This window comes from Caulobacter endophyticus (genome assembly GCF_029543245.1).
GTDB lineage: Bacteria > Pseudomonadota > Alphaproteobacteria > Caulobacterales > Caulobacteraceae > Caulobacter > Caulobacter endophyticus_A.
The window spans coordinates 67,291-86,950 of record NZ_JARQWV010000007.1 but is presented as its reverse complement, the minus strand read 5'-3'; the positions used below and the strand labels follow the sequence as shown (position 1 = coordinate 86,950).

Genomic DNA, 19,660 nt, shown 5'->3' with positions numbered 1-19,660 from the left:
TCAGTCCAGGGCCGGATAGATGCCCGGCGGCAGGTCCTCGATCGGACCGAAGTAGGCGACGCGGCCGTGGTTCAGCACCACGACCTTGTTGCACAACGTGCGGACCAGCGGCATCGAGTGGGTGGCCAGCACCAGCACCCGCGCCTGATCGACCAGTTCGCGCAGGCGCGCCTGGGCCTGCTCCATGAAGTCGGCGTCGCCCGTCGCCAGCCACTCGTCCATCACCAGGATGTCGGGGGCCACCGAGGTGGTGATCGCGAAGGCCAGGCGGGCCATCATGCCGAGCGAGTAGGTGCGCATGGGCAAGTGGATGAAGCCGCCCAGGCCCGAGAACTCGACGATGTCGGGACGCAGCCGCTCCATCGTGGCCCGGTCGATGCCGCGATAGCGGCAGGCGACGGCGATGTTGTCATAGCCGGTCAGGTTCATGTCGAGACCGAGCGAGCTGTCGAACACCGCGTTGACCACGCCGTTGACGTTCATCACGCCCTGGCTCGGCGGATAGATGCCCGCCAGCACCCGCAGCAGCGTGCTCTTGCCCGCGCCGTTGGAGCCGACCAGGGCGATCCGGTCGCCCTGGAAGGCGTCCAGCGACACCTGGGTCAGGGCGCGAACGCTGACCTGGTCCTGCTTGGAGCGCATCAGTACGCCGCCGACGGCGACGTTCAGGGCGGCCTTGCGAAGCGACCGCACCCGCGCTTCCTGCACGGGCAGATCGACGGTCACCCCGCGGAGGGAGAGGATCGGTTCGGATTTCATATATAGAACACAATCGATTTGCGGCTGACGGAGTAGGCGACGAAGCCGGCGACCAGGCTGCCCAGGGCCAGCGCGATGGCGCCCATGTAGACATGCGGGCTCGGCACAACGCCCAGCAGCGGCGCCCGGGCGACTTCCAGCATGTAGTAGAACGGGTTGAAGTGCAGGAACTCCGAGCGGACGCTCGCGGTGTTCGATAGCCAGAAGACCGGCGTAATGAAGATCGCGATCTGGAAGACCTGCACCACGATCTGCATGAAGTCGCGGAACAGGGCGCCGATGGCGGCGAACAGCGTCGTCATGCCCGTCGTGAAGATGATCATCAGGGCGATGCCGAACGCGGCCTCGACCGGCTTGACCAGCATGTACTTGCCGAAGACGACCCAGACGATGGCGACCACGATCAGATTGTGGGCCATGACGATGACGTTTCGGAACACCACGCGGAACACGTAGACGAAGTAGGGCACCTGCAGCGACTTGATCAGCCCCTCGGCGCCGGCATAGGCGTGGCAGCCCTCGGTGCCGGTCGAGGCGATGAAGGTCCAGAACATCAGGCCCGCGGCCAGATAGGGCGCGAAATCCTGGAACGGCACTCGCAGGATCTGGCTGTACAGCAGCGACAGACCCACGACGGTGAGACCCAGGCCGCTGGCCAGCCAGAGCGGACCGAGCACCGAATTGCGATAGCGCTGCTGGATGTCGGTGACGCCCATGGCCATCCACAGACGCCACAGGCCCAGGGTATTGAGCAATTCCACGAAGGGATTGCGCGGCGTCAGGCGCATGAAGCGCCGCACATCGCCAGATAACTTCGCGTTTGACATCAGCGCGATACCACCAAGGCAAGACAAGTCAATTCAATTCTCCAGATGCATGTAGCGCATCGTAGTACTCGACGTAACTGTCCCAAAAGACAGACAGACTATCCGGGGTTACGCAGAGCTGGTCATTTACACGAAGATACGGCTCGGAGAAGGCCTCCTGCCGGCCAATGTCGACGGTGAACGTCTTCCCCAGGCGGCTGGAGGCTTCGCCGGCCAGCAGGCGGGCGAAACTGCCCTGCGACCCGACGATGCCGGACGGCCTGCAATCGGCGGCGCCGTTCCCCGCCGCCATGGAGACGACGTAGTCGGCATAGGCCTCGGCGAGCAGCGGCACCGGAACGTTGTCCCTGACATAATCCGGCGTTCGCACTACAGGTGTTTCGCCGCCGAACCAAGTTTGGAATAGATACCAGCCGAACCGGCGCTCTTCGTACGGGCCGAACGGATTGGCCACCACGAACTTGCCGAACGCCAGGCCCGACCAGGCGGCGAAATGGCGAAGCGCTTCCCCGCTCAGGTATTTGGAGAGGCCGTAGGGGTTGGCCGACAGCGATCCGGCCGGCGCGCCGCCCTGGGCGGCCTCGAACACGGTTCCGGTCGCCACGATCGCGCGCGCGCCGCGCTCGGCGGCCTTGGCCAGCACCCGGTCGGCGCCGCCGGCGTTACGGCCGACCGCGCGCAGGGCGTCGAAATCCCAGCGATTGTAGCCCTCGACGTCCGAAGCGTGGTGGGCCACCACGTCGAAGCGGTCGTTCTCGACCAGGGCCATGAAGGCGTCGGTGGCGAAGGGACAGTCGAAGACGACCTCGGCGCACTGCTTGAGGCGCGCCACGCGCCGGCCCCGCACGCCCTCGTAGCCGCTCTCGGCGCCGCGCAACGGCGCGACGACCCGGACGCCCCGGCGCGCCAACGCTTCCGCAAACCAAAGCCCCGTGAAGGAGCTCGCCCCGGTGAGTAGAACGGATAGCGTCAAGACGTCCTCGGATTAGACGGCAGGCGAAGTCAGGCGGGCGTCATGCTGTCTAAAATAAGGCGCCGCCTGGTCCTTGGCCGACACGTTGACCGCCGGAAGCGGCCAAGGGATCGCCAGGTCCGGATCGTCCCAGCGGATCGCGCCGGCCGCGCCCGCCACGTAGTCCGGCGAGATCTGGTAGAGCACGAGGGCGTCGTCGGTCAGGGCCTGGAAGCCGTGGGCGAAGCCGGGCTGGCTGTACAGCATCCGCCCGTTTGTCTCGGACAGTTCGGCGCCGAACCAGCGGCCGTAGGTGGCCGACTCCGGGCGCAGATCGACCATCACGTCCCAGATCGCCCCGCGCACGCACTGCACCAGCTTGTGCTCGAGGTTCGGCGCAGCCTGGTAGTGCAGGCCGCGAACCGTGCCACGCTTGCTGTTGAACGACGCGCCATGCTGCTGGAAGGCCTCCGGCAGCCCTTCGGCGACGTTGTCGATCGCCGTGGAGAGCCGCCGGAAATAGCCGCGCTCGTCATGGAAGACGCCGCCTTCGAGCAGAAGGCAGCCCGCAAGGGGTTCCTCGAGCCTGCGCATCGTCGCCTCAGAGAACCTGAGGCGACGGGATCGCTACGATGAACTTGCCGCCCCACTCGCGGATGCCGGCAAGCTGGGTCATGACCTCGTCCTTGATGTTCCAGGGCAGGATCATGACGTAGTCCGGACGGGTCTTCTCGATCTCGGCCGGAGCCAGGATCGGCAGGCGGGTGCCGGGCAGGAACATGCCCTGCTTGTGCGGCGACATGTCGACGACGTAGTCGATCATGTCGGCGCCCACGCCGCAGTAGTTCAGCAGGGTGTTGCCCTTGGCCGCGGCGCCGTAGCCGACGATGCTGGCGCCCTGTTCCTTCAGCTCGACCAGCAGCTTCAGCAGGTCGCGCTTCACCTTGCGCACCGACTCGCTGAACTGGCGGTAGGTGTCGATGTCGTTCAGGCCGCCGGCGTCTTCCTCGGCGCGCACGGCCGCGACCCGGTCGGTCTCGGCGTGGTCGGCGCCCTTGTGGCAGACGAACAGGCGCAGCGAACCGCCGTGGGTGGGCAGTTCCTCGACGTCGAACACGCGCAGGCCCACCGCGTCCAGCATGCGCTCGGCCGCCAGCAGCGAGATGTAGCTGAAGTGCTCGTGATAGATGGTGTCGAACTGGCTCTGCTGGATCAGGCGCAGCAGGTGCGGGAATTCGAAGGTGACCACGCCCTGCGGCTTCAGCAGGATGCGGAAGCCGTCGAGGAAGTCGTTGATCGCCGGAACGTGGGCAAGCACGTTGTTGGCGGCCATGTGGTCGGCCTGGATGCCGCGATCCACCAGCGCCTGGGCGGTGGCCGCGCCGAAGAACGCCACCTCGGTCGGGATGCTGCGGGTGTCGATGGCGGTCTGGGCCACCGACAGGCACGGCTCGACGCCCAGCACCCGCACGCCATTGCGCTGGAAGTACTGCAGCAGATAGCCGTCGTTGCTGGCGATTTCGACCACCTGGCTGGCGTCGCTGAGGCCGAAGCGCTCGATCATCGCCTCGGCGTACAGCTCGCAGTGGCGCAGCCAGCTCGTCGAGAACGACGAGAAGTAGGCGTAGTCCTCGCGGAACAGGTCGTCACCCTTGAAGAAGTCCTGCAGCTGAACCAGCTTGCATTCCTCACAGACCAGGGCCCGCAGCGGGTAGTAGGGTTCGGGTCCGTCAACGGCCTCGGCGCGCAGATAGTCGTTCGAGACCGGCGTGGCGCCGAGATCCGCCACCACCACGTTCACCGGCTGGCCGCAATGGCGGCAGCTTTGAGCAGCATGCATCTTGGGATGTTCCTGTAGGCGGCTAGTAAGCGCCGATGACCGCACCAGCGGCGACATAGTCTTGGATTTGTCGGTAGGTGACCGCCTGCATGTCGGCTTTCTCGCCGAAGGCCTTGCGCCAGGCGACGGTGCTTCCGACCGCCTCCTGCAGCGACCAGCGAGGCGCCCAGCCCAGTTCGATCGCCGCCTTGGTCGAATCCAGGGTCAGCAGACCGGCTTCGTGGACGGCGTTGGGATCTTCCTGGATCGTCAGCTTGGCCTGGTCGCCCCAGAGGTCGCGGGCCAGGGTGGCGACCACGCTGACGGGGCGGTTGCTGCTTTCGCGCGGACCGAAGTTCCAGGCGAGGTTTTCGCTGGAACCGTGGCCGAAGCTGGCCTGCGCGGCCACCAGGTAGCCCGACAGCGGCTCCAGCACGTGCTGCCAGGGCCGGACCGAACCCGGACGACGGATGATCGCCTCGCGGCCGTCGGCGAAGGCTTCCATCAGGTCGGGCAGCAGTCGGTCGCGCGACCAGTCGCCGCCGCCGATGACGTTGCCCGCCCGGACCGAGACCAGCGCGTGCTCGGGCAGCTTGTGGAAGAAGCTGCGGCCGTAGGCATAGGCGACCAGCTCGGAGCAGGCCTTGCTGTTGCTGTAGGGGTCGTGACCGTTCAGACGGTCGGTCTCCCGATAGGCCCAGATGACTTCCTGGTTCTCGTAGCACTTGTCGCTGGTGACCACGACGGTGCTGCCCAGCGTGTCGCAGCGGCGGGCCGCCTCGAGCACGTGGACCGTACCCATCACGTTGGACGAATAGGTCGTGATCGGGTCGTCGTAGGACGGCCGTACCAGGGCCTGGGCGGCCATGTGGATCAGAACGGTCGGGCGGAAGGCCTCGATCTCGCGCGCCAGATGGTCGGCGTCACGGATGTCGCCGATGACGCTCTCGACGACCGACGCCACGCGCGCGGCCTCGAACAGCGAAGGCTCGGTCGAGGCCGGCAGGGCGTAGCCGCGAACGGTCGCGCCCATCTGCGCCAGCCACAGGGCCAGCCAGCCGCCCTTGAAACCGGTGTGACCGGTCAGGAAGACACGCTGCTTGGACCAGAAATCGGCGTCAGGCGCGCCACGGCCGCCCGCCTGGCCCCCGCCCTGCGGCGCTGGAAACATCGAAGACATACCTTCTCCTCAACCGCGCGGCGGCAGCTGCGACGGATCCCAGAACGCCTTGCCCTCGGTCCACGCCTTGTTGAGCGTCTCGACGTCGCGCTGGGTGTCCATGCACGCCCACGATCCGGAGTGCTTGAACACGGTCAGTTGGCGATCGTCGGCGAGCTTGCGCAGCGGCTGCTGCTCCAGCACCAACGCGGGGTCGTCGTTGAGATAGTCCATGAACTGGCGACGGAAGAAGAAGAAGCCGCCGTTGATCCAGTGATCATCGATTTCGGGCTTTTCTTCGAAGCCGAATGCCTCGTTTCCGTCCAGTTTGAACTCGCCGAAGCGCGAGGGCGGGTTCACGCCGAGCACGGTGCCGATCTTGTCGCCGGCGAGGTGCTGGGCGAATTCCTTGCCCAGGTCCGCGTCGGTGACGCCGTCGCCGTAGGTGACCGCGAAATGCTCGGCGCCGCCGAGATAACGCGAAGCCGCCTTGAACACGCGGCCGCCGGTCATGGTCAGTTCGCCGGTGTAGGCGAGCGTGACTTCCCAGTCTTCCTCGAGGTTCATGCCCTCGGTCTTGTGGAAGGTGACTTCGTCGGTGCCCAGATGCACCGTCGCGTCGTAGGTCATGCGGTGGAAGTTCAGGAAGTACTCACGGATGACTTCGCTTCTGTAGCCCATGCAGAGAACGAAGCGCCGGAAACCGAAGTGCGCATAGATGCGCATGATGTGCCACAGGGCGGGCTGACCGCCGATCGGCACCATCGGTTTCGGACGAAACTCTGTCTGTTCTCTCAACCGGGTGCCAAGACCACCACACAGGATAAAAACGGGTACGTCTTGATGCACGATTCGCTATCCCCAAGAGGCGGGTCAGCGACCCGCAGGCGACCCATATAGCTGAGCCTCCGCGGCGATGACAACCTGCGATGCCCCCTGATATCGTGGGTAATCGCCCTTGTATCTGCTCACTTATCGGGCTTGCGCGACGCCAGCGGCATGGGCGCCGCATCGCCGCGACGATCGAGGAGTCTGCGAAGGGGGCGCGTCATGCGCCAGCCCGGCGAATCAAGCACTTCGTTGAGGCATTCCAGCAGCTCGTCGCGCTCCGTCGCCAGACCCGCCTCGCGCCGCGACGCGGCCTCCACCGCGCGTTGGGATCCGGCCAGCGCCTCCTCCAGCCCCGCGAGAAGCTCCTCGCGCCTGGTCAACTCCGCGGCGAGCGCGTCACGCTCGGCCTGCATCAGCTCCAGCGGCGAGGGTGACGGCGGTTCGGGCTCGGGCTCAGGCTCAGGCTCAGGCGGCGGCGCTTCGGGCGCCGCCGGGACGGGCGTGAGCCGCTCCACCGCGTCGAGGATCGTCTCCATCGGATCGAAGGGGTGATACTGCACGCGAGCCGGATAATAGACGCCCAGCAGACCACGCACGGCGGCCAGCATCGCGCCCCCGCCATCGGCGATGCGGGCGGTCATGGCCGAGCGCAGGGCGCGCTCGCCGAAGCGGCGCTCGGCCGGGGTCAGCCCGGCGAGCGTGCGCCGGTAGTCGACCCGCTGGGCCCGGCGCTCGTAGCCGGCCAGCACCGCCAGCTCCATCAGCTGCAGCCGGGCGTAGCGGCGCAGGTCCCCGCCCAGGTCCGTCTCGCCCAGGCGGCGGCGCGCCTGCAGCGCGGCCAGCAGCCAGTTGCGGGTGTGGGTCGTCCCCGGAAAATCCAGCGCCCGCTCGATGGCCGCGTCCCCTTCGGCCAGGAACGCGCGGTCCATGGGGTCGGTCAGGAACCGGCTGGCCCCCTCCTCCTCCTGCTGGTTCATCGCGAAATAGCCGAACGACTGGCGCGCGATGCCGATGATGATCCGCGGGTGCGGATCGGCGATCAGGCGCTGCGCCGTGCGGAAGGTCACGAAGGCGGCGTAGTAGTCGGGATAGGGCGACTGGTAGAACGGCCCCAGCTTGGCCAGGCCGTCCACATAGCCCCGGCGGTACATGAAGTGCTGGGCGTTGAAGCTGATATCGTGCCGGAACGACATCCCCCGGCGTCCCAGCCGCCGCATCTCCGCGACGTCCAGCCAGTAGGGGCCCGGATGGCCGACGAACAGCGGGCTGTTGGCCACCGTCGCCAGATAGCCGCCCGGCCAGCCCGGCACCACGCCCGGATAGGCGTAATGATAGGCGATGGCATACAGCACGTCGGGCTGCTCGAAGCTCTCGATCAGCTGCGCCTGATGGGCCAGATAACCCGGCGCCAGGGCGTCGTCGTCGCCGAGCATGACGAAATAGTCGCCGCGCGAGGCCTCCAGCGCCCGGTTCCAGTTCTCGGTGACCGACAGCGGCTGGTCGCTGCGGACGACGCGAATCCGCGAATCATCCAGCGACGCGACATAGCCCGCATAGTCCTCGTCCGAGGCGTTGTCGGACACCACGACCTCGTAGTCGTCATAGCCTTGTCGACGGACGGACTCGATGGCCCGGCCCAGCAGCTCCAGTCGATTTCGACTGGGGATAAGAATCGAGAACATCGTGGCCACCCCTGCGGCCGCTCGGCCGCTGGCGCCGGGTGTATCAGCGGCGCATCTTCGGCAAAAGGCCCGCCCCGACCAAGGCCCATGCGCCACCGCCGATAGCCGTCTGTCGGTCGCCTTCGACGAACGTGGTGATATACCGGCGATATCGAATCGCATCGGCCGAGGAGGCGATGCGACCATCACCTCGAGACGAAGGCGCCGGACACGATGACGACCCTGCGAGCACGCGCGCCGCACGACCCGGCGCTGGCCTCGGACATCCTGGCGCGCTCGGCGCGGATGCACGAGGCGGTCATGCGCGCGGCCGAAGTGTTTCATCCCAGCCTGTTCTGGCGCGACATCGGCCGCCAGAACGAGGGGTTCATCGAGACCTATGGTCTTGAGAACTTCAAGCGCACGATCTCGCAGAACTACTTCAACTGGGCCGTCGAGGGGCCCTACGATCCCCAGATGCAGGTGCTGCTGCGCGCCTGGGCCGACGCCCCGATCCCCACGCCGCTGGAATGCGGCCTCCTGGGCGATCCGGCGGTGCTGAGCATCAACGACACCGAGTACCTCACCTCGCCGAGCGCGGCGCGCGGCTACACCCTGTTCGTGGGCCTGCTGTGGTGGTGGCTCTCGCAGCGCGACCCCGGCGGCCACAACCTGAAGCTCAACGAGCCCGACGTCGGCAATCCGATCCGCATGGAGTTCCGGGGCCAGGCGATCTCGCAGGACCTGGCCAACTCGCTGCGCGACTTCCTTCGCATGGAGCCCCACCTGGCGGCGGAGAACGCGGTGCTGGCCGAGATCGGCGCCGGCTACGGGCGCGTCGGCTCGGTCGCCCTGCAGCTTCGCAGCTCGCTCCGCTACTGGATCTTCGACATCGCCCCTGCTCTGGCGGTGTCGGAGTGGTACCTGGAAACCACCTTCCCGGACCGGAAGGTCTTCCGCTGGCGGCCGTTCGATCGCTGGGAGGACGTGGCCGACGAAATCGCGGCGGCCGACATCGCGTTGTTCACGGTCGACCAGCTGGCCCTGGTTCCCGACGGTTCGGTCGACTGCTTCGCCGCCATTTCGGCGCTGCACGAGATGCGTCCCGAGCAGATCGAGGCCTACATGGCCCTGATGGCCCGCACCAGCCGCGCCATCTACACCAAGAACTGGACCACCTGGCGCAATCCGCACGACGCGTTCGACTTCAGCTCCGAGGCCCTTCAGGCTCCCGGCGGCTGGCGGACCGCGCTGGAGGTGGTCGACCCGATCATTCCGGCCTTCACCGAAAAGCTCTTCGTCGCCGGGGGCTGACCCCGGCGACGAACGCGGTCTAGAGGCCCAGGCGGCGCAGGATACGGCCCAGCAGGCCGGTGGACGGGGCGGCGGCGGGCGCGGCCTCGACCGGCGCGGCCGCGGCGGGCGCGGTCTCCGACAGGCGCGGCCCGATCGGCTCGCCGATCTCGTGCGTGGTCGCCGCGCCGTTGTTGTAGGTCACGAAGCCCGGCGCCGACATGTAGGCGAGGTCGCCGTACTGCTTCAGCTCGAGCGACTGCCCGGGTTGCTGGGGCAACTCGTCCCGGCCCAGCAGCATGAACTGCTCGAACGTGTAGAGCTGGGTCTTGCGGCCCAGATAGTGGAACACCACGCTGCGGCGGCTCAGTTCCGGGTTCACGGTCGGCGAGCCGCCGTGGGCGAGCAGCGAGTGCCAGATCACGACGTCGCCGGCCTTCAGGTCGACGATCGTGCGGCGGCCCTCGTTCGCCTGCTCGGCGGCCACAAGGTCCTGCGTCCAGGCCACGCCCATGCGATCGATCAGGTCCGGGGCGTAGCCCTCGCCGCGGCGCGCGTTCTCGCGCTCGGCGGCCAGGTCCGGCCGCGTGGCGGCCACGTCGTCGCTGTGATTGAACCGCCAGCGATGGCTGCCCGGGATGTAGAACAGCGGCCCGGCGTCGGGATTGATGTCTTCGAGCGCCACCCAGACGCCGGCCATGGTGTGCGACGGCTCGGGCCAGAAGAAGATGGCGTCGATATGCGCTTCCTGCTGGGTGCCGCGCTCGAAGTTGAGCGAGCCCATGACGATCGGCTCGTCGGAGAAGGCCCAGCGCAGGAAATCGAGGATCGCCTCGCTGGCCGCGACCTGCAGCAGGTCGGTCTCCTGCTGGTGCAGCTGGCCGATCCGGTCGCCGTGACCGTGGGCGTCCTTGCCGTCGTCGACGCTGGCGCGGACGGCCGCGACGGTGCGGTTGTAGCGAGCGATGACGTCAGGCGCGATGGCGCCCGGCAGCTTGACGAAGCCGTCCTCGAGCCAGGCCCTCTTCAGCTCCGCGCTGACGAGATTGTCCCCGGCCAGGTGCGGCGCGGCGGTGTCCTCGACGGCTTCGGCGCCGACATGCGTGTAATGCTTCATTTGCGCCCCCTAAGCACAACTTTCGGCGTTACAGCAAAGCCACGCTCACGACAACCGAGGTTTAAGCCAACGCCGACGGTCGGACCGCCCGCTCCCGCCGGACGGCGGAAGCGGGCGGGCGCTCAGATGAACCGCCGCAGGCCGTAGCTGGCCGCGCCCGCGACCTCGCCCTTCACCCCGCCGCCGCTCAGACGCGACCAGACCACCTGGGCCGACTTGGCGTCGGCGATGCTGACCGGCGCGCCGGCGCTTTCGCCCTGGACCAGCGGGCTGTAGGCCACCCGCTGGCCGGCCTTGGCCGCGGCCGCCGCCAGGGCGAAGGCCAGCAGGCCGTTGTCGAGGTCGTTCGGGCTCGTCTCCAGCACCGACCGCAGGAGGGCGGGCCGCACGAAGCACAGGTCGGCCAGGCCCACCGTGATCTGCTGCGGCTTCCAGCCCAGCACGAACGGCCCCGCATCCGACAGCGAACGGTTGTCGTAGGGCGCGAACAGGCGGCCCGACGGGTCGGCCGACCAGCCGGCCAGGGTGATCACCCCGCCGTAGGCCAGGCGACCCGAGACGACCGCCACCTCCGGATGGAAAGCGAACATCTTGGCGGCCTCGGCGGCGGCGTTGTCGCCGATCGAGGCGACGTCGGCCGAACGCAGCAGGATCAGGTCCTCGGCCCCGGCGGCGTCGACCGCGGCGCGCAGGCGCGCCAGGTTGCCGACGCCCAGCTGGACGGTGTGGACCTTGGCCGCGGCTTTCGCCTTCGGACGGATCCAGAACTCCTCCGCGCCCCGGAACAGCGGGAACGACGAGACCTCGTAGCGATCGGCGAGACCGCGATCGGCGATCTTGGTCTCCAGGAGGGCGCGCACCGAGTTGGTCGACCCCGAGTTGGTGTCGCCGCTGTTGGACGTGCTGCTGGCGTGGTGGCGCCAGTGATAGGCGACCTGCGGCGCGTGCAGCGGCCGGTAGCCCGCCCGCGAGAAGCGGTAGGCCGTATCCCAGTCGTGGCAGTACTCGCTGGCCGCGTCGGCATAGACGCCAAGAGTCATGGCGAGGTCGCGACGGAACGTGCAGGCGTGCCAGATCCACGAGTTCTCCAGGTCGAGAACGGGATCCCAGCCCGGACGCAGGTACGGCGCCTGGCGTGCGTCGCCGATGATGATGTCCTCGTCGGTATAGACCAGGCCCGGCCGTTCGGCCTGCGCCTCGATCGCCGCGCCGAGGATCGCCAGCGCGTCCGCCGTCAGCAGGTCGTCGCCGTCGAGCGGCACGACATATTCCGAGGTCGCCCGCTCGAGCACCCAGCGCATGCCGCCGATGATCCCGAGATTGGCCTCGAGATAGCTGATCTTCACGCGCGCGTCCGACGCCAGCCCGGCCAGCTTCGCCCGCAGCTTGGGCGAGATCGGGCCGTGGGCCAGGATGATCCATTCGAACCGGGCGCCCCGCTGGGCGAAGACGGCCTCGGCGGTCTTGGCGAACAGGTCGGCGTCGGTGCCGATATAGAGCGTGGTCAGCAGCGAGAAGGCGATGTTCGTGCTCACGCCCGCGCGCCCGGCCTCCTGGATCCTCGCCCATTCGGCGTAGTCCAGCGGCGCAACCTGATTTTCCGACCGCGCCGCGCGGACCGGCTCGTAGGGCCGCCCCCGCGCCAGGCTGAGGTCGGGGTGCAGCAGCCGGTTTTCGGGCGAGACGTCGGCCGCGTAGGAAACGAAGCGGCGCTTTTCGGCCGGCGCGATCAGCGCGTCCCAGTCGATGAAGGTCTCGGCGCAGATGAACGGCGAATAGACTACCCGCTCGCCCTGCTTGCGCGCATAGGCGCCCAGCCACGACCCCAGCATCGGCATGGACGGCGTCCAGGCGGCCACCTCGGCGAGGGCCCGCAGCATGAACTCCGGCTTGGCCACGGCGTGGATCATCGACACGGCGCTGACCGAATGCTGCTTCCACAGCTGAGCGGAATAGCCCGGGTCCAGCAGCGAGCGCCCGCGGTCGGGGCAGTCGCAGGCCTCGCCGAAGCCGAAGAAGTAGCCGGCCGCGAAGATCTCGCCGTGCGAGTGGGTGCGGCCGCCGACGATCACGGTGTCGGGGAACAGCTCGAACTGGGCGACGGCGTCGTAGAACCACTCGTCGTTGTCCGGCGCCACCTCGTCCGAGACGATGTGGACGAGACGCCCCGCCGCGGCCGCGGCCTTCAGCGGCGCCAGCAGCACCTCCACGCCGTCGTCGAACGGCACGTGCACGACTTCGTGGTCGACGGCGCTGTGCACCTTCATGTCGAAGTCGCGCGGCTTGCCGTGACGGGTCACGACGATCGAGGTCAGGCCCGGCGTGCGGGTGCGGTTCCGACGCAGCCACCAGTCCGGCGTCGAGCCGAACAGCGGGCTCTTGGCCAGCTGGAAGTTGGCGCGCTTGGGATGGCCGGCCAGGAAGCGCTCGAGCACGGCCCGCTGCGAGTCATAGACGACCGGCTTGGAGTCGATGTTCGACGCGGTCGACTGGGCGTGCATGCGCCAGCTGTAGAGCACTTCCGGCACGTGGACCGGTTCGTGCCCGGCGACCATGAAGCGGGTGAAGGTGTCCCAGTCGTGGCTGCCCTCGGTGGCGCTGTCGCCATAGGCGCCCAGAGCCAGGGCCTTCTCGCGGTCGATGGCGCACAGGTGCGCGATGTAGCACGAGTTGACGAACAGCACCGGATCCCAGTCGGGCTTCAGGTACGGGCCGCTCAGCGACGACCCCTGCAGCTTGTCCTCGTCGCTGTAGGCCAGCGCCGGATATCCATGCTGCTGCAGGTGCCACGTCATGATGCGCACGCAGTCGGGCGTCAGGTAGTCGTCCGAATCCAGCGGCAGGATGTAGCGCCCCGTCGCCCGCTCCAGGCAGTGACGCATGCCGCCGATGATGCCGAGGTTCTCCTCGACGCGCTCCAGGCGGATGTAGGGGCGCTTCTTGGCCAGCGCCTTCAGGTACTCGATGACGTCGGGCCGCGTGGTGCCGTTGTCCAGGATGTACCATTCGAAGTTGGTTCCGCCCTCCTGGGCGTCGACGCTGCGGGCCAGGACGTCGATGAACGCGGGCGGGGTGTTCCACACCGTGGTCACGAAGCTGAGCAGTCCCGGCTCCTGGGTCGCCGGATAGAGCCGGCGGCGCGCGTTCATGGCCGCGTTCAGATAGAGGCTGTAGGACGTGCCGTCGTGCGCCAGGTTCGGCATGGACAGGCGCCGGGCCTCGGTCTGGACCGGAACCACGTCGTGCTCAGCCAGGCGCTCGACCAGCGCCTTGACCACGGGATCGAGGGCCTCGTCCCACGTGCCCGGAAGCTGCACGGCCGCGGCGGCCGCGCGGCGGCCTTCCACGTCCTCGAGCAGGTCGACCGCCTTGGCCAGGGCGGCCGCCACGCCGTCGATGCTGGGCTCCACGGCCAGGATGTTGCTCGAAATCTCCGCCATCCGGTCGGCCGACTTGTTGGCGTAGGTGTTGGTGACGACCACGCCGCCGCAGGCCGCCATTTCCAGCGGCGGATAGCTCGGGTGCGGCGACATCATCAGCGACAGCAGGATGTCGGACTTGCGCATCTGCTCGGCATAGGCGTCGAAGCCCAGCCAGGGAGCGCATTCCAGCATGCCGCCGTGGCCCAGCCGCACGGGCGTGAAGGCCTCGCCCATGCCGATGAACTCCCAGTTCTGGGCGCTCAGGTCGCCCGTCGCGAGCGCCTGCTGCAGGGCCGCGACCCCGACCTCGAACAGGTTGCGGGCCCCGGTGGTCGGACGCGCGTAGAACAGCAGGCGGCGCTTTTCGCGCTTGGCGTCCTGGGGATGGAAGACCGTCCGGTCCAGCGACGGCTCGAAGCTGATGGCGCGAGCCGCGAACGCCGGGTCGCGATAGCGGCCGATGTCGTTGTCCGTCAGGAAGTCGCGCAGCAGCTGGGTGTTGATGACCGGGATGTGCTCGACGTCATAGGTCTCCAGCGCCATCGCGTAGTGGCTGGAAGCCGGATAGAGGATCGGCTCGAAATCCTGGACCATGTAGATGAAGGGACGGCCCACCAGCGCGCTGGCGTGCTTGGCCATCTGGGCGGTCCACCACGCCGTGGCGAAGAAGATGTCCTTGGCGCCGATGCCGAAGGGCCGGCTGCGGTCGGTCCCATCGACGATCTCGACATGGGCCAGGCGCTGGTTGACGCCCGAAATCGACTGGATGTGCTCCCAGACCTGGTCCAGGTCGTCGATCAGGGGGATGTCGGTCGCGATGATCCGGATGCCGAAGCCGACCTTGGCCAGGCGATAGGCCAGGTTCAGCACGGTGTTGGGGCCGCCCGACATGCTGGCCATTCGCACGGCCGGCAGCAGGACGTTGATCATCGGCTGGTCGGACAGCTCGGGGCGCACCACCACCGACAGCGGCACGGCTGGCGAGAACGGCTTGTAGTCGACGCTGTCGCTGGGGCGGACGTCCGCAGCGCTGCGCAGCTTGCCGAACCGGCCGCCGACCGTCGACAGGTGGCTGCTGATCACCGCCGCGCCCAGCTTGGCGCCGAACTCGCGACGCAGCTTGGACTTGGCCGAGGACCCGGCGCCGACCATTTCGGGCAGCATCGCGTCGATGACGATCTCCAGCCCCGGAATATAGACCGTGCCGTACCCGCGAGCGTCGCTTTCCAGGCTCAGGCGCAGGCCGTGCAGGGCCTCGGTGTGGTCGAGGCCGGGGATGGCCAGGCCGTCGCGCAGCAGCGAGGCGCGCACCACCACGAACAGCAGCGGCGTGGCGGTCACCGGCCGCGGCACCATCCACAGGTGTCCCGGCACCTCGCGCTTGCGCCACTCGTAGAACGGCGAGCCGACGAAGTGGTTGAGGCCCGCCATCAGGCCCAGGCTGAAGACGATGTCCTCGCGGTCGACGACCGGGCCGCAGATCACGCCGGCCTGGGTGTCGAGCTCCAGCGCGCCCAGGGCGTCCCACAGGCCGCGCGCCGAAGCGATCCGTCCGCCCGAGGAGATGATCGCCTTGCCCAGGACGCTCGCCGGCGCCTCGCTCAGCAGGCCCGATAGCTTGGCCTCCGAGCCGTAGGTCTTGACCGTGGCCTTGCGCTCGGCCGCCAGCGCGGCGACCTCGTCCTTGAGCGCCGAGGGGCACAGGATACGGCGCTTCAGGTCCAGGACGTCAGTGACCTCGAGGTTGTGTACGAGGTTTTCGAGATCCCCGCGGCTGGTCAGCACGAAGTCGGCCGAGAGCTTCAGGCCGCCGATCTCACGGCGCTTCATCTCGTACCAGCCCGCCGAACCGAACAGCAGGCCCGGCTCGAACTGCTCGAGCATGCCCCGGCGCTTGAGGGACTCCTCCATGACCGCGAACTGCGAGCTGGAGATGTAGTCCTTGGCCGCGGCGCTGCCGGCGGTGGACTGGGCGTGGATGCGCCAGCCGTAGAGCACTTCGGGGATGTGGACGACGCGCCCGCCCAGCTCGGTCAGGCGCAGCGCCGTGTCCCAGTCGTGGGAGCCGCGGGCGTAGTCGTCCGTATAGGCGCCCACCTCGCGGGCCCGCGCGGTCTGGAAGGCCATGAGGTGCGCGGCCGGGGCCGTCGCCATGGCATGGGAGAAGGCGTAGCCCCAGCGCCAGATCAGCTCGACCGGCTCGCCGTCCTTATCGACCTTGTGCTCGTCGCTGTACATCATCACCGGCTCGTCGCCGGGGTTCCGCAGCAGGACCTTGGCGAAATGGGCCAGGGAGTCCGGATAGAGCAGGTCGTCGGAGTCGATCGGCACCGTGTAGCGCCCCTTCGCCTTCTCGAAGACGAAGCGGTTGCCGCCGATGATGTGCAGGTTGTCTTCCACGCGGAACAGCTTGAAGCGCTTGTCGCGGGCGGCGACGGCGCGGCAGCACTCCTGCACCTCCGGCTTGTGCGAGCCGTTGTCGAGGATCAGCCATTCGAAGTTACGGAAGGCCTGGGCCTGGATGGTGTCGGCCAGCGCCTCGATGAATTCCGGCGGCGTGTCGTAGACGGTCGTGATCAGCGAGAAGACGGGCTTGGCGCCGCTCTCCAGAGCGCCGTAGTCCTCGGTCTTCAGGGCCCGCAGCCTTTCGGCCAGGCGGACCTCGAACGAACGGGCCCACTGGGCCTGCGGGATCGCGGTCCACCGCTCGCGCTCGTGGGCGCCCGGCGCCGGAGCTTCGTAGCCGCTGTTGCGGCCGATCAGCAGGTAGTGGATCAGCGGGTTGATACCGGGCTCGCCCTGCAGGTAGCGCGCCTGGTAGCGCCGCGTGCCGAAGGCGGCGCTGGGATTGCGCCCCTCGGTCCAGCCCTTGGTAAGATAGTGCTGCAGCGGATCGCCGCCGGTGGCCGCCACGTCCGGGTTGTTGCGGATGTAATAGGCGTAGTCGAACAGGCCGCTGGTGGCGACCAGGCGCATCTGGGCGTCGGCCTGGCCGGCGAGCGAGCCATGGTCGCCGCCGCGGGCCAGGAAGTGCAGCAGCGGGTTCAGGCCCAGGCGCATGACTTCCGGATGCGCCTGGAGATAACCGGCGGTGTCGAACAGCGGACCGGGATCGCGTCCCTCGCGATAGCCGCTCGACAGATAGTGGAAGGCCGGGTCCAGGCCGGCGGCCGCGACGTCCGGGTAGCGCTGCAGGTAGAACTGGCGATCCAGAAGACCGCTGTCGACGATGTAGCGAATCTGCACGCCCATGTCGGTCGCGACTCGCCCCTCGGCGCGCCCGAAACTGATGAAGTGAACCAGCGGGTTCAGACCACTGCCGGCGACGTCCGGATTGTGGTGCAGGTAATAGCGCGTATTAAAGAATCGCGAAGGATCCCGCCCTTCGCTAGCCCCGTGCCGAATGTAGTGCCTGATCGGATCGAGGCCGGCAGAGGCGACGTCCTTGTATTCCTGAATATAGTAGTCGCGATCGAACTCGCCACTACCCTCGATGACCTTGACCCACCGGCGCTCCTTCAGCCGAGTGGTGAGCTGACGGAATTTTCCAGACATGGTATTCAAGTCAAGACCCCCTGGACGGCCGTCAGAAACGGCCGCTATTCAAGACAGCAATGCACGTTAGCGCGCGCATGCGCAGGGAAGCCGTAGCGGTAAGGGTTGGGCATGTCCATCCCGAGCGCCCGCTTGTCGCCAGACTAGGGCGATCCGTCCAGACGGCGGCGCCGCGCCGCCTGGACGGATGCATCCGTAAATGCCGGTCTTAGGCGCTCGCCGCCTCGACCACCGCCTCGGTGGTGATGCCGAACTCCTTGTAGAGACGCTCGAACGGAGCGCTGGCGCCGAAGCCCGTCATGCCGACGAACTTGCCGTCCTCGCCGATGAAGCGTTCCCAACCCTGACGGATACCGGCCTCGACGGCGACGCGCACCGGCGCCGAGCCGATCACGGCCTTGCGGTAGGCGGCCGGCTGCTGGTCGAAGAGTTCCCAGCAGGGAACCGAGACCACGCGGGTCGGCTTGCCCTGCGACTGCAGCACTTCGCGGGCGGCGACGGCCAGGCCGACCTCGGTGCCGGTGGCGAAGATCGTCACGGCCGCTTCACCGCCCTCGGCGGCCAGCAGTTCGTAGGCGCCCTTGGCCGTCTGGTTCTCGCCGGCGAAGGTGCGCACGTGCGGGGTCTTCTGGCGCGACAGGCACATCACCGAAGGCGTCGTGTTCTGCTGCAGGGCCACCTGCCAGGCCTCGGCGGCCTCGACGGCGTCGGCCGGACGGAAGACCAGCAGGTTGGGGATGGCGCGCAAGGAGGCCACGTGCTCGACCGGCTGGTGGGTCGGGCCGTCTTCGCCCAGGCCGATGGAGTCGTGGGTCATCACGTGGATGACCTTGGCCTGCATCAGGGCGCCCAGGCGGATCGCCGCGCGGCTGTAGTCGGCGAAGGCCAGGAAGGTGCCCGAGTACGGAATGACGCCGCCGTGCAGCGCCATGCCGTTCATGGCCGCGGCCATGCCGAACTCGCGCACGCCGTAGTGAACGTAGCGGCCGGCGTAGTCGGGCGTGTCATAGGCGCCCATGCCCTTGACCAGGGTGTTGTTCGAACCGGTCAGGTCGGCCGAGCCGCCGATCATTTCCGGGATGGCCGGGATCAGCTGGTCCAGGGCCGAGCCCGAGTGGACGCGGGTGGCGTTGACCGGCTTGTTCTCGACGGCCGAGGCGATGTGGGCCTCGAGCTTGGCGAAGGCGTCGGCCGGCAGTTGGCCCTTGACCACCGCGCGGGTGAACTCCGCGCCCTTGTCCGAGGCGGCGACGGCGGCTTCCCAGCCCTTGCGGACGCGGGCGCCGCGGCGGCCCACGCTCTTCCAGGCCTTGGCGATGTCGTCCGGCACGGTGAACGGGGCGGCGTCCCAGCCCATGGCGGCGCGGGCGGCGACGATCTCGCTGTCGAACAGGGTGTAGCCGTGGCTGTGGGGGTCGCCTTCCTTCGGACCGGCGCCCTTCGAGATCAGCGTCTTGCACGCGATCATGGTCGGGCGGTCCTGCTTGGTGGCCCAGCGCAGGGCGGCGGCGATCTTGCCGTGGTCGTGGCCGTCGACGACCTTCACGGCCCAGCCGGCGGCCTTGAAGCGCGCGACCTGGTCGCCCGTCTCGGCGATGGTGGCCACGCCGTCGATGGTGGTGTTGTTGTCGTCGAACAGCACGGTCAGCTTCGACAGCTTCAGGCGGCCGGCCAGGCTGATGGCCTCGTGGCTGACGCCTTCCATCAGGCAGCCGTCGCCGGCGATCACCCAGGTGCGGTGATCGACGAGATCCTTGCCGTAGACGGCGGCGAGGTGGGCCTCGGCCATCGCCATGCCGACCGAGGTGGCCAGGCCCTGGCCCAGCGGACCGGTGGTGGTCTCCACGCCCGGGGTGTGGTGCACTTCAGGGTGGCCGGGGGTCAGCGAGCCCCACTGACGGAAGTTCTCGATCTCCTTCATCGTCACGGCCTTGTAGCCGGTCAGGTGAAGCAGGCTGTAGAGCAGCATCGAGCCGTGGCCGGCCGACAGCACGAAGCGGTCGCGGTCGGCCCAGTCGGGCTTGGAGGCGTCGAACTTCATGAACTTGCTGAACAGCACGGTGGCCACGTCGGCCATGCCCATGGGCATGCCCTGGTGACCCGACTTGGCCTTGTGCACGGCCTCCATCGAGAGGACGCGGATGGCGTCGGCCATCTTGATCGGCGAGACGGGCATGGGGCTCTGGCTCTTCGGTTTTTATGTCTGTGGACGGCGGGGGCGCCTGCGCGGCCCGCACGTGACATGCGAGGCCGCCAGGGTCAAGC

Annotated in this window: 12 protein-coding genes; 1 reads left to right on the top strand and 11 read right to left on the bottom strand. The window is 68.1% G+C overall.

Annotated elements, in window-relative coordinates:
• From P7A99_RS08625 to P7A99_RS08590, 8 genes are all read right to left on the bottom strand, one after another.
• A complete protein-coding gene (locus P7A99_RS08625) occupies window positions 1-693 on the bottom strand; it encodes an ABC transporter ATP-binding protein (protein ID WP_277793481.1) in 693 nt (230 codons plus the stop codon).
• Window positions 694-755: 62 nt separating this feature from the next.
• A complete protein-coding gene (locus P7A99_RS08620; protein ID WP_277793480.1) occupies window positions 756-1,586 on the bottom strand; it encodes an ABC transporter permease in 831 nt (276 codons plus the stop codon).
• 28 nt (window positions 1,587-1,614) lie between these two features.
• Entirely contained in the window at window positions 1,615-2,559 is a 945-nt protein-coding gene (locus P7A99_RS08615) for an NAD-dependent epimerase/dehydratase family protein (protein WP_277793479.1), read from the bottom strand.
• 12 nt (window positions 2,560-2,571) lie between these two features.
• Window positions 2,572-3,132 (bottom strand): dTDP-4-dehydrorhamnose 3,5-epimerase, encoded by a 561-nt coding sequence (gene rfbC / locus P7A99_RS08610; RefSeq protein ID WP_277793478.1) that lies wholly within the window; start codon window positions 3,130-3,132, stop codon window positions 2,572-2,574.
• Between the two features lie 7 nt (window positions 3,133-3,139).
• Entirely contained in the window at window positions 3,140-4,378 is a 1,239-nt protein-coding gene (locus P7A99_RS08605; RefSeq protein ID WP_277793477.1) for a class I SAM-dependent methyltransferase, read from the bottom strand.
• 22 nt (window positions 4,379-4,400) lie between these two features.
• Window positions 4,401-5,537 (bottom strand): CDP-glucose 4,6-dehydratase, encoded by a 1,137-nt coding sequence (gene rfbG / locus P7A99_RS08600; RefSeq protein WP_277793476.1) that lies wholly within the window; start codon window positions 5,535-5,537, stop codon window positions 4,401-4,403.
• 9 nt (window positions 5,538-5,546) lie between these two features.
• Window positions 5,547-6,365 carry a sugar phosphate nucleotidyltransferase gene (locus P7A99_RS08595; RefSeq protein WP_277793475.1) on the bottom strand — a complete coding sequence of 273 codons (819 nt, stop codon included), beginning with the start codon at window positions 6,363-6,365 and terminating at the stop codon, window positions 5,547-5,549.
• A 119-nt stretch (window positions 6,366-6,484) separates the two neighbouring features.
• On the bottom strand, window positions 6,485-8,029 hold the full coding sequence (locus P7A99_RS08590) for a glycosyltransferase family 2 protein (RefSeq protein WP_277793474.1): 1,545 nt from the start codon (window positions 8,027-8,029) through the stop codon (window positions 6,485-6,487).
• 213 nt (window positions 8,030-8,242) lie between these two features.
• Between P7A99_RS08590 and P7A99_RS08585 the strand changes: the two genes are divergently transcribed.
• Window positions 8,243-9,322 carry a putative sugar O-methyltransferase gene (locus tag P7A99_RS08585; RefSeq protein WP_277793473.1) on the top strand — a complete coding sequence of 360 codons (1,080 nt, stop codon included), beginning with the start codon at window positions 8,243-8,245 and terminating at the stop codon, window positions 9,320-9,322.
• Between the two features lie 19 nt (window positions 9,323-9,341).
• On the opposite strand, the gene P7A99_RS08580 is transcribed toward P7A99_RS08585, so the two are convergent.
• From P7A99_RS08580 to tkt, 3 genes are all read right to left on the bottom strand, one after another.
• Window positions 9,342-10,418, bottom strand: a complete 1,077-nt coding sequence (locus P7A99_RS08580) for a phytanoyl-CoA dioxygenase family protein (RefSeq protein ID WP_277793472.1) — start codon at window positions 10,416-10,418, stop codon at window positions 9,342-9,344.
• A 122-nt stretch (window positions 10,419-10,540) separates the two neighbouring features.
• A complete protein-coding gene (locus P7A99_RS08575) occupies window positions 10,541-17,395 on the bottom strand; it encodes a glycosyltransferase (RefSeq protein ID WP_277793471.1) in 6,855 nt (2,284 codons plus the stop codon).
• A 208-nt stretch (window positions 17,396-17,603) separates the two neighbouring features.
• The gene (gene tkt, locus P7A99_RS08570) at window positions 17,604-19,571 is read right to left on the bottom strand and encodes a transketolase (RefSeq protein WP_277793470.1); all 1,968 of its coding nucleotides are present in this window, start codon (window positions 19,569-19,571) and stop codon (window positions 17,604-17,606) included.
• Window positions 19,572-19,660: the final 89 nt, after the last annotated feature.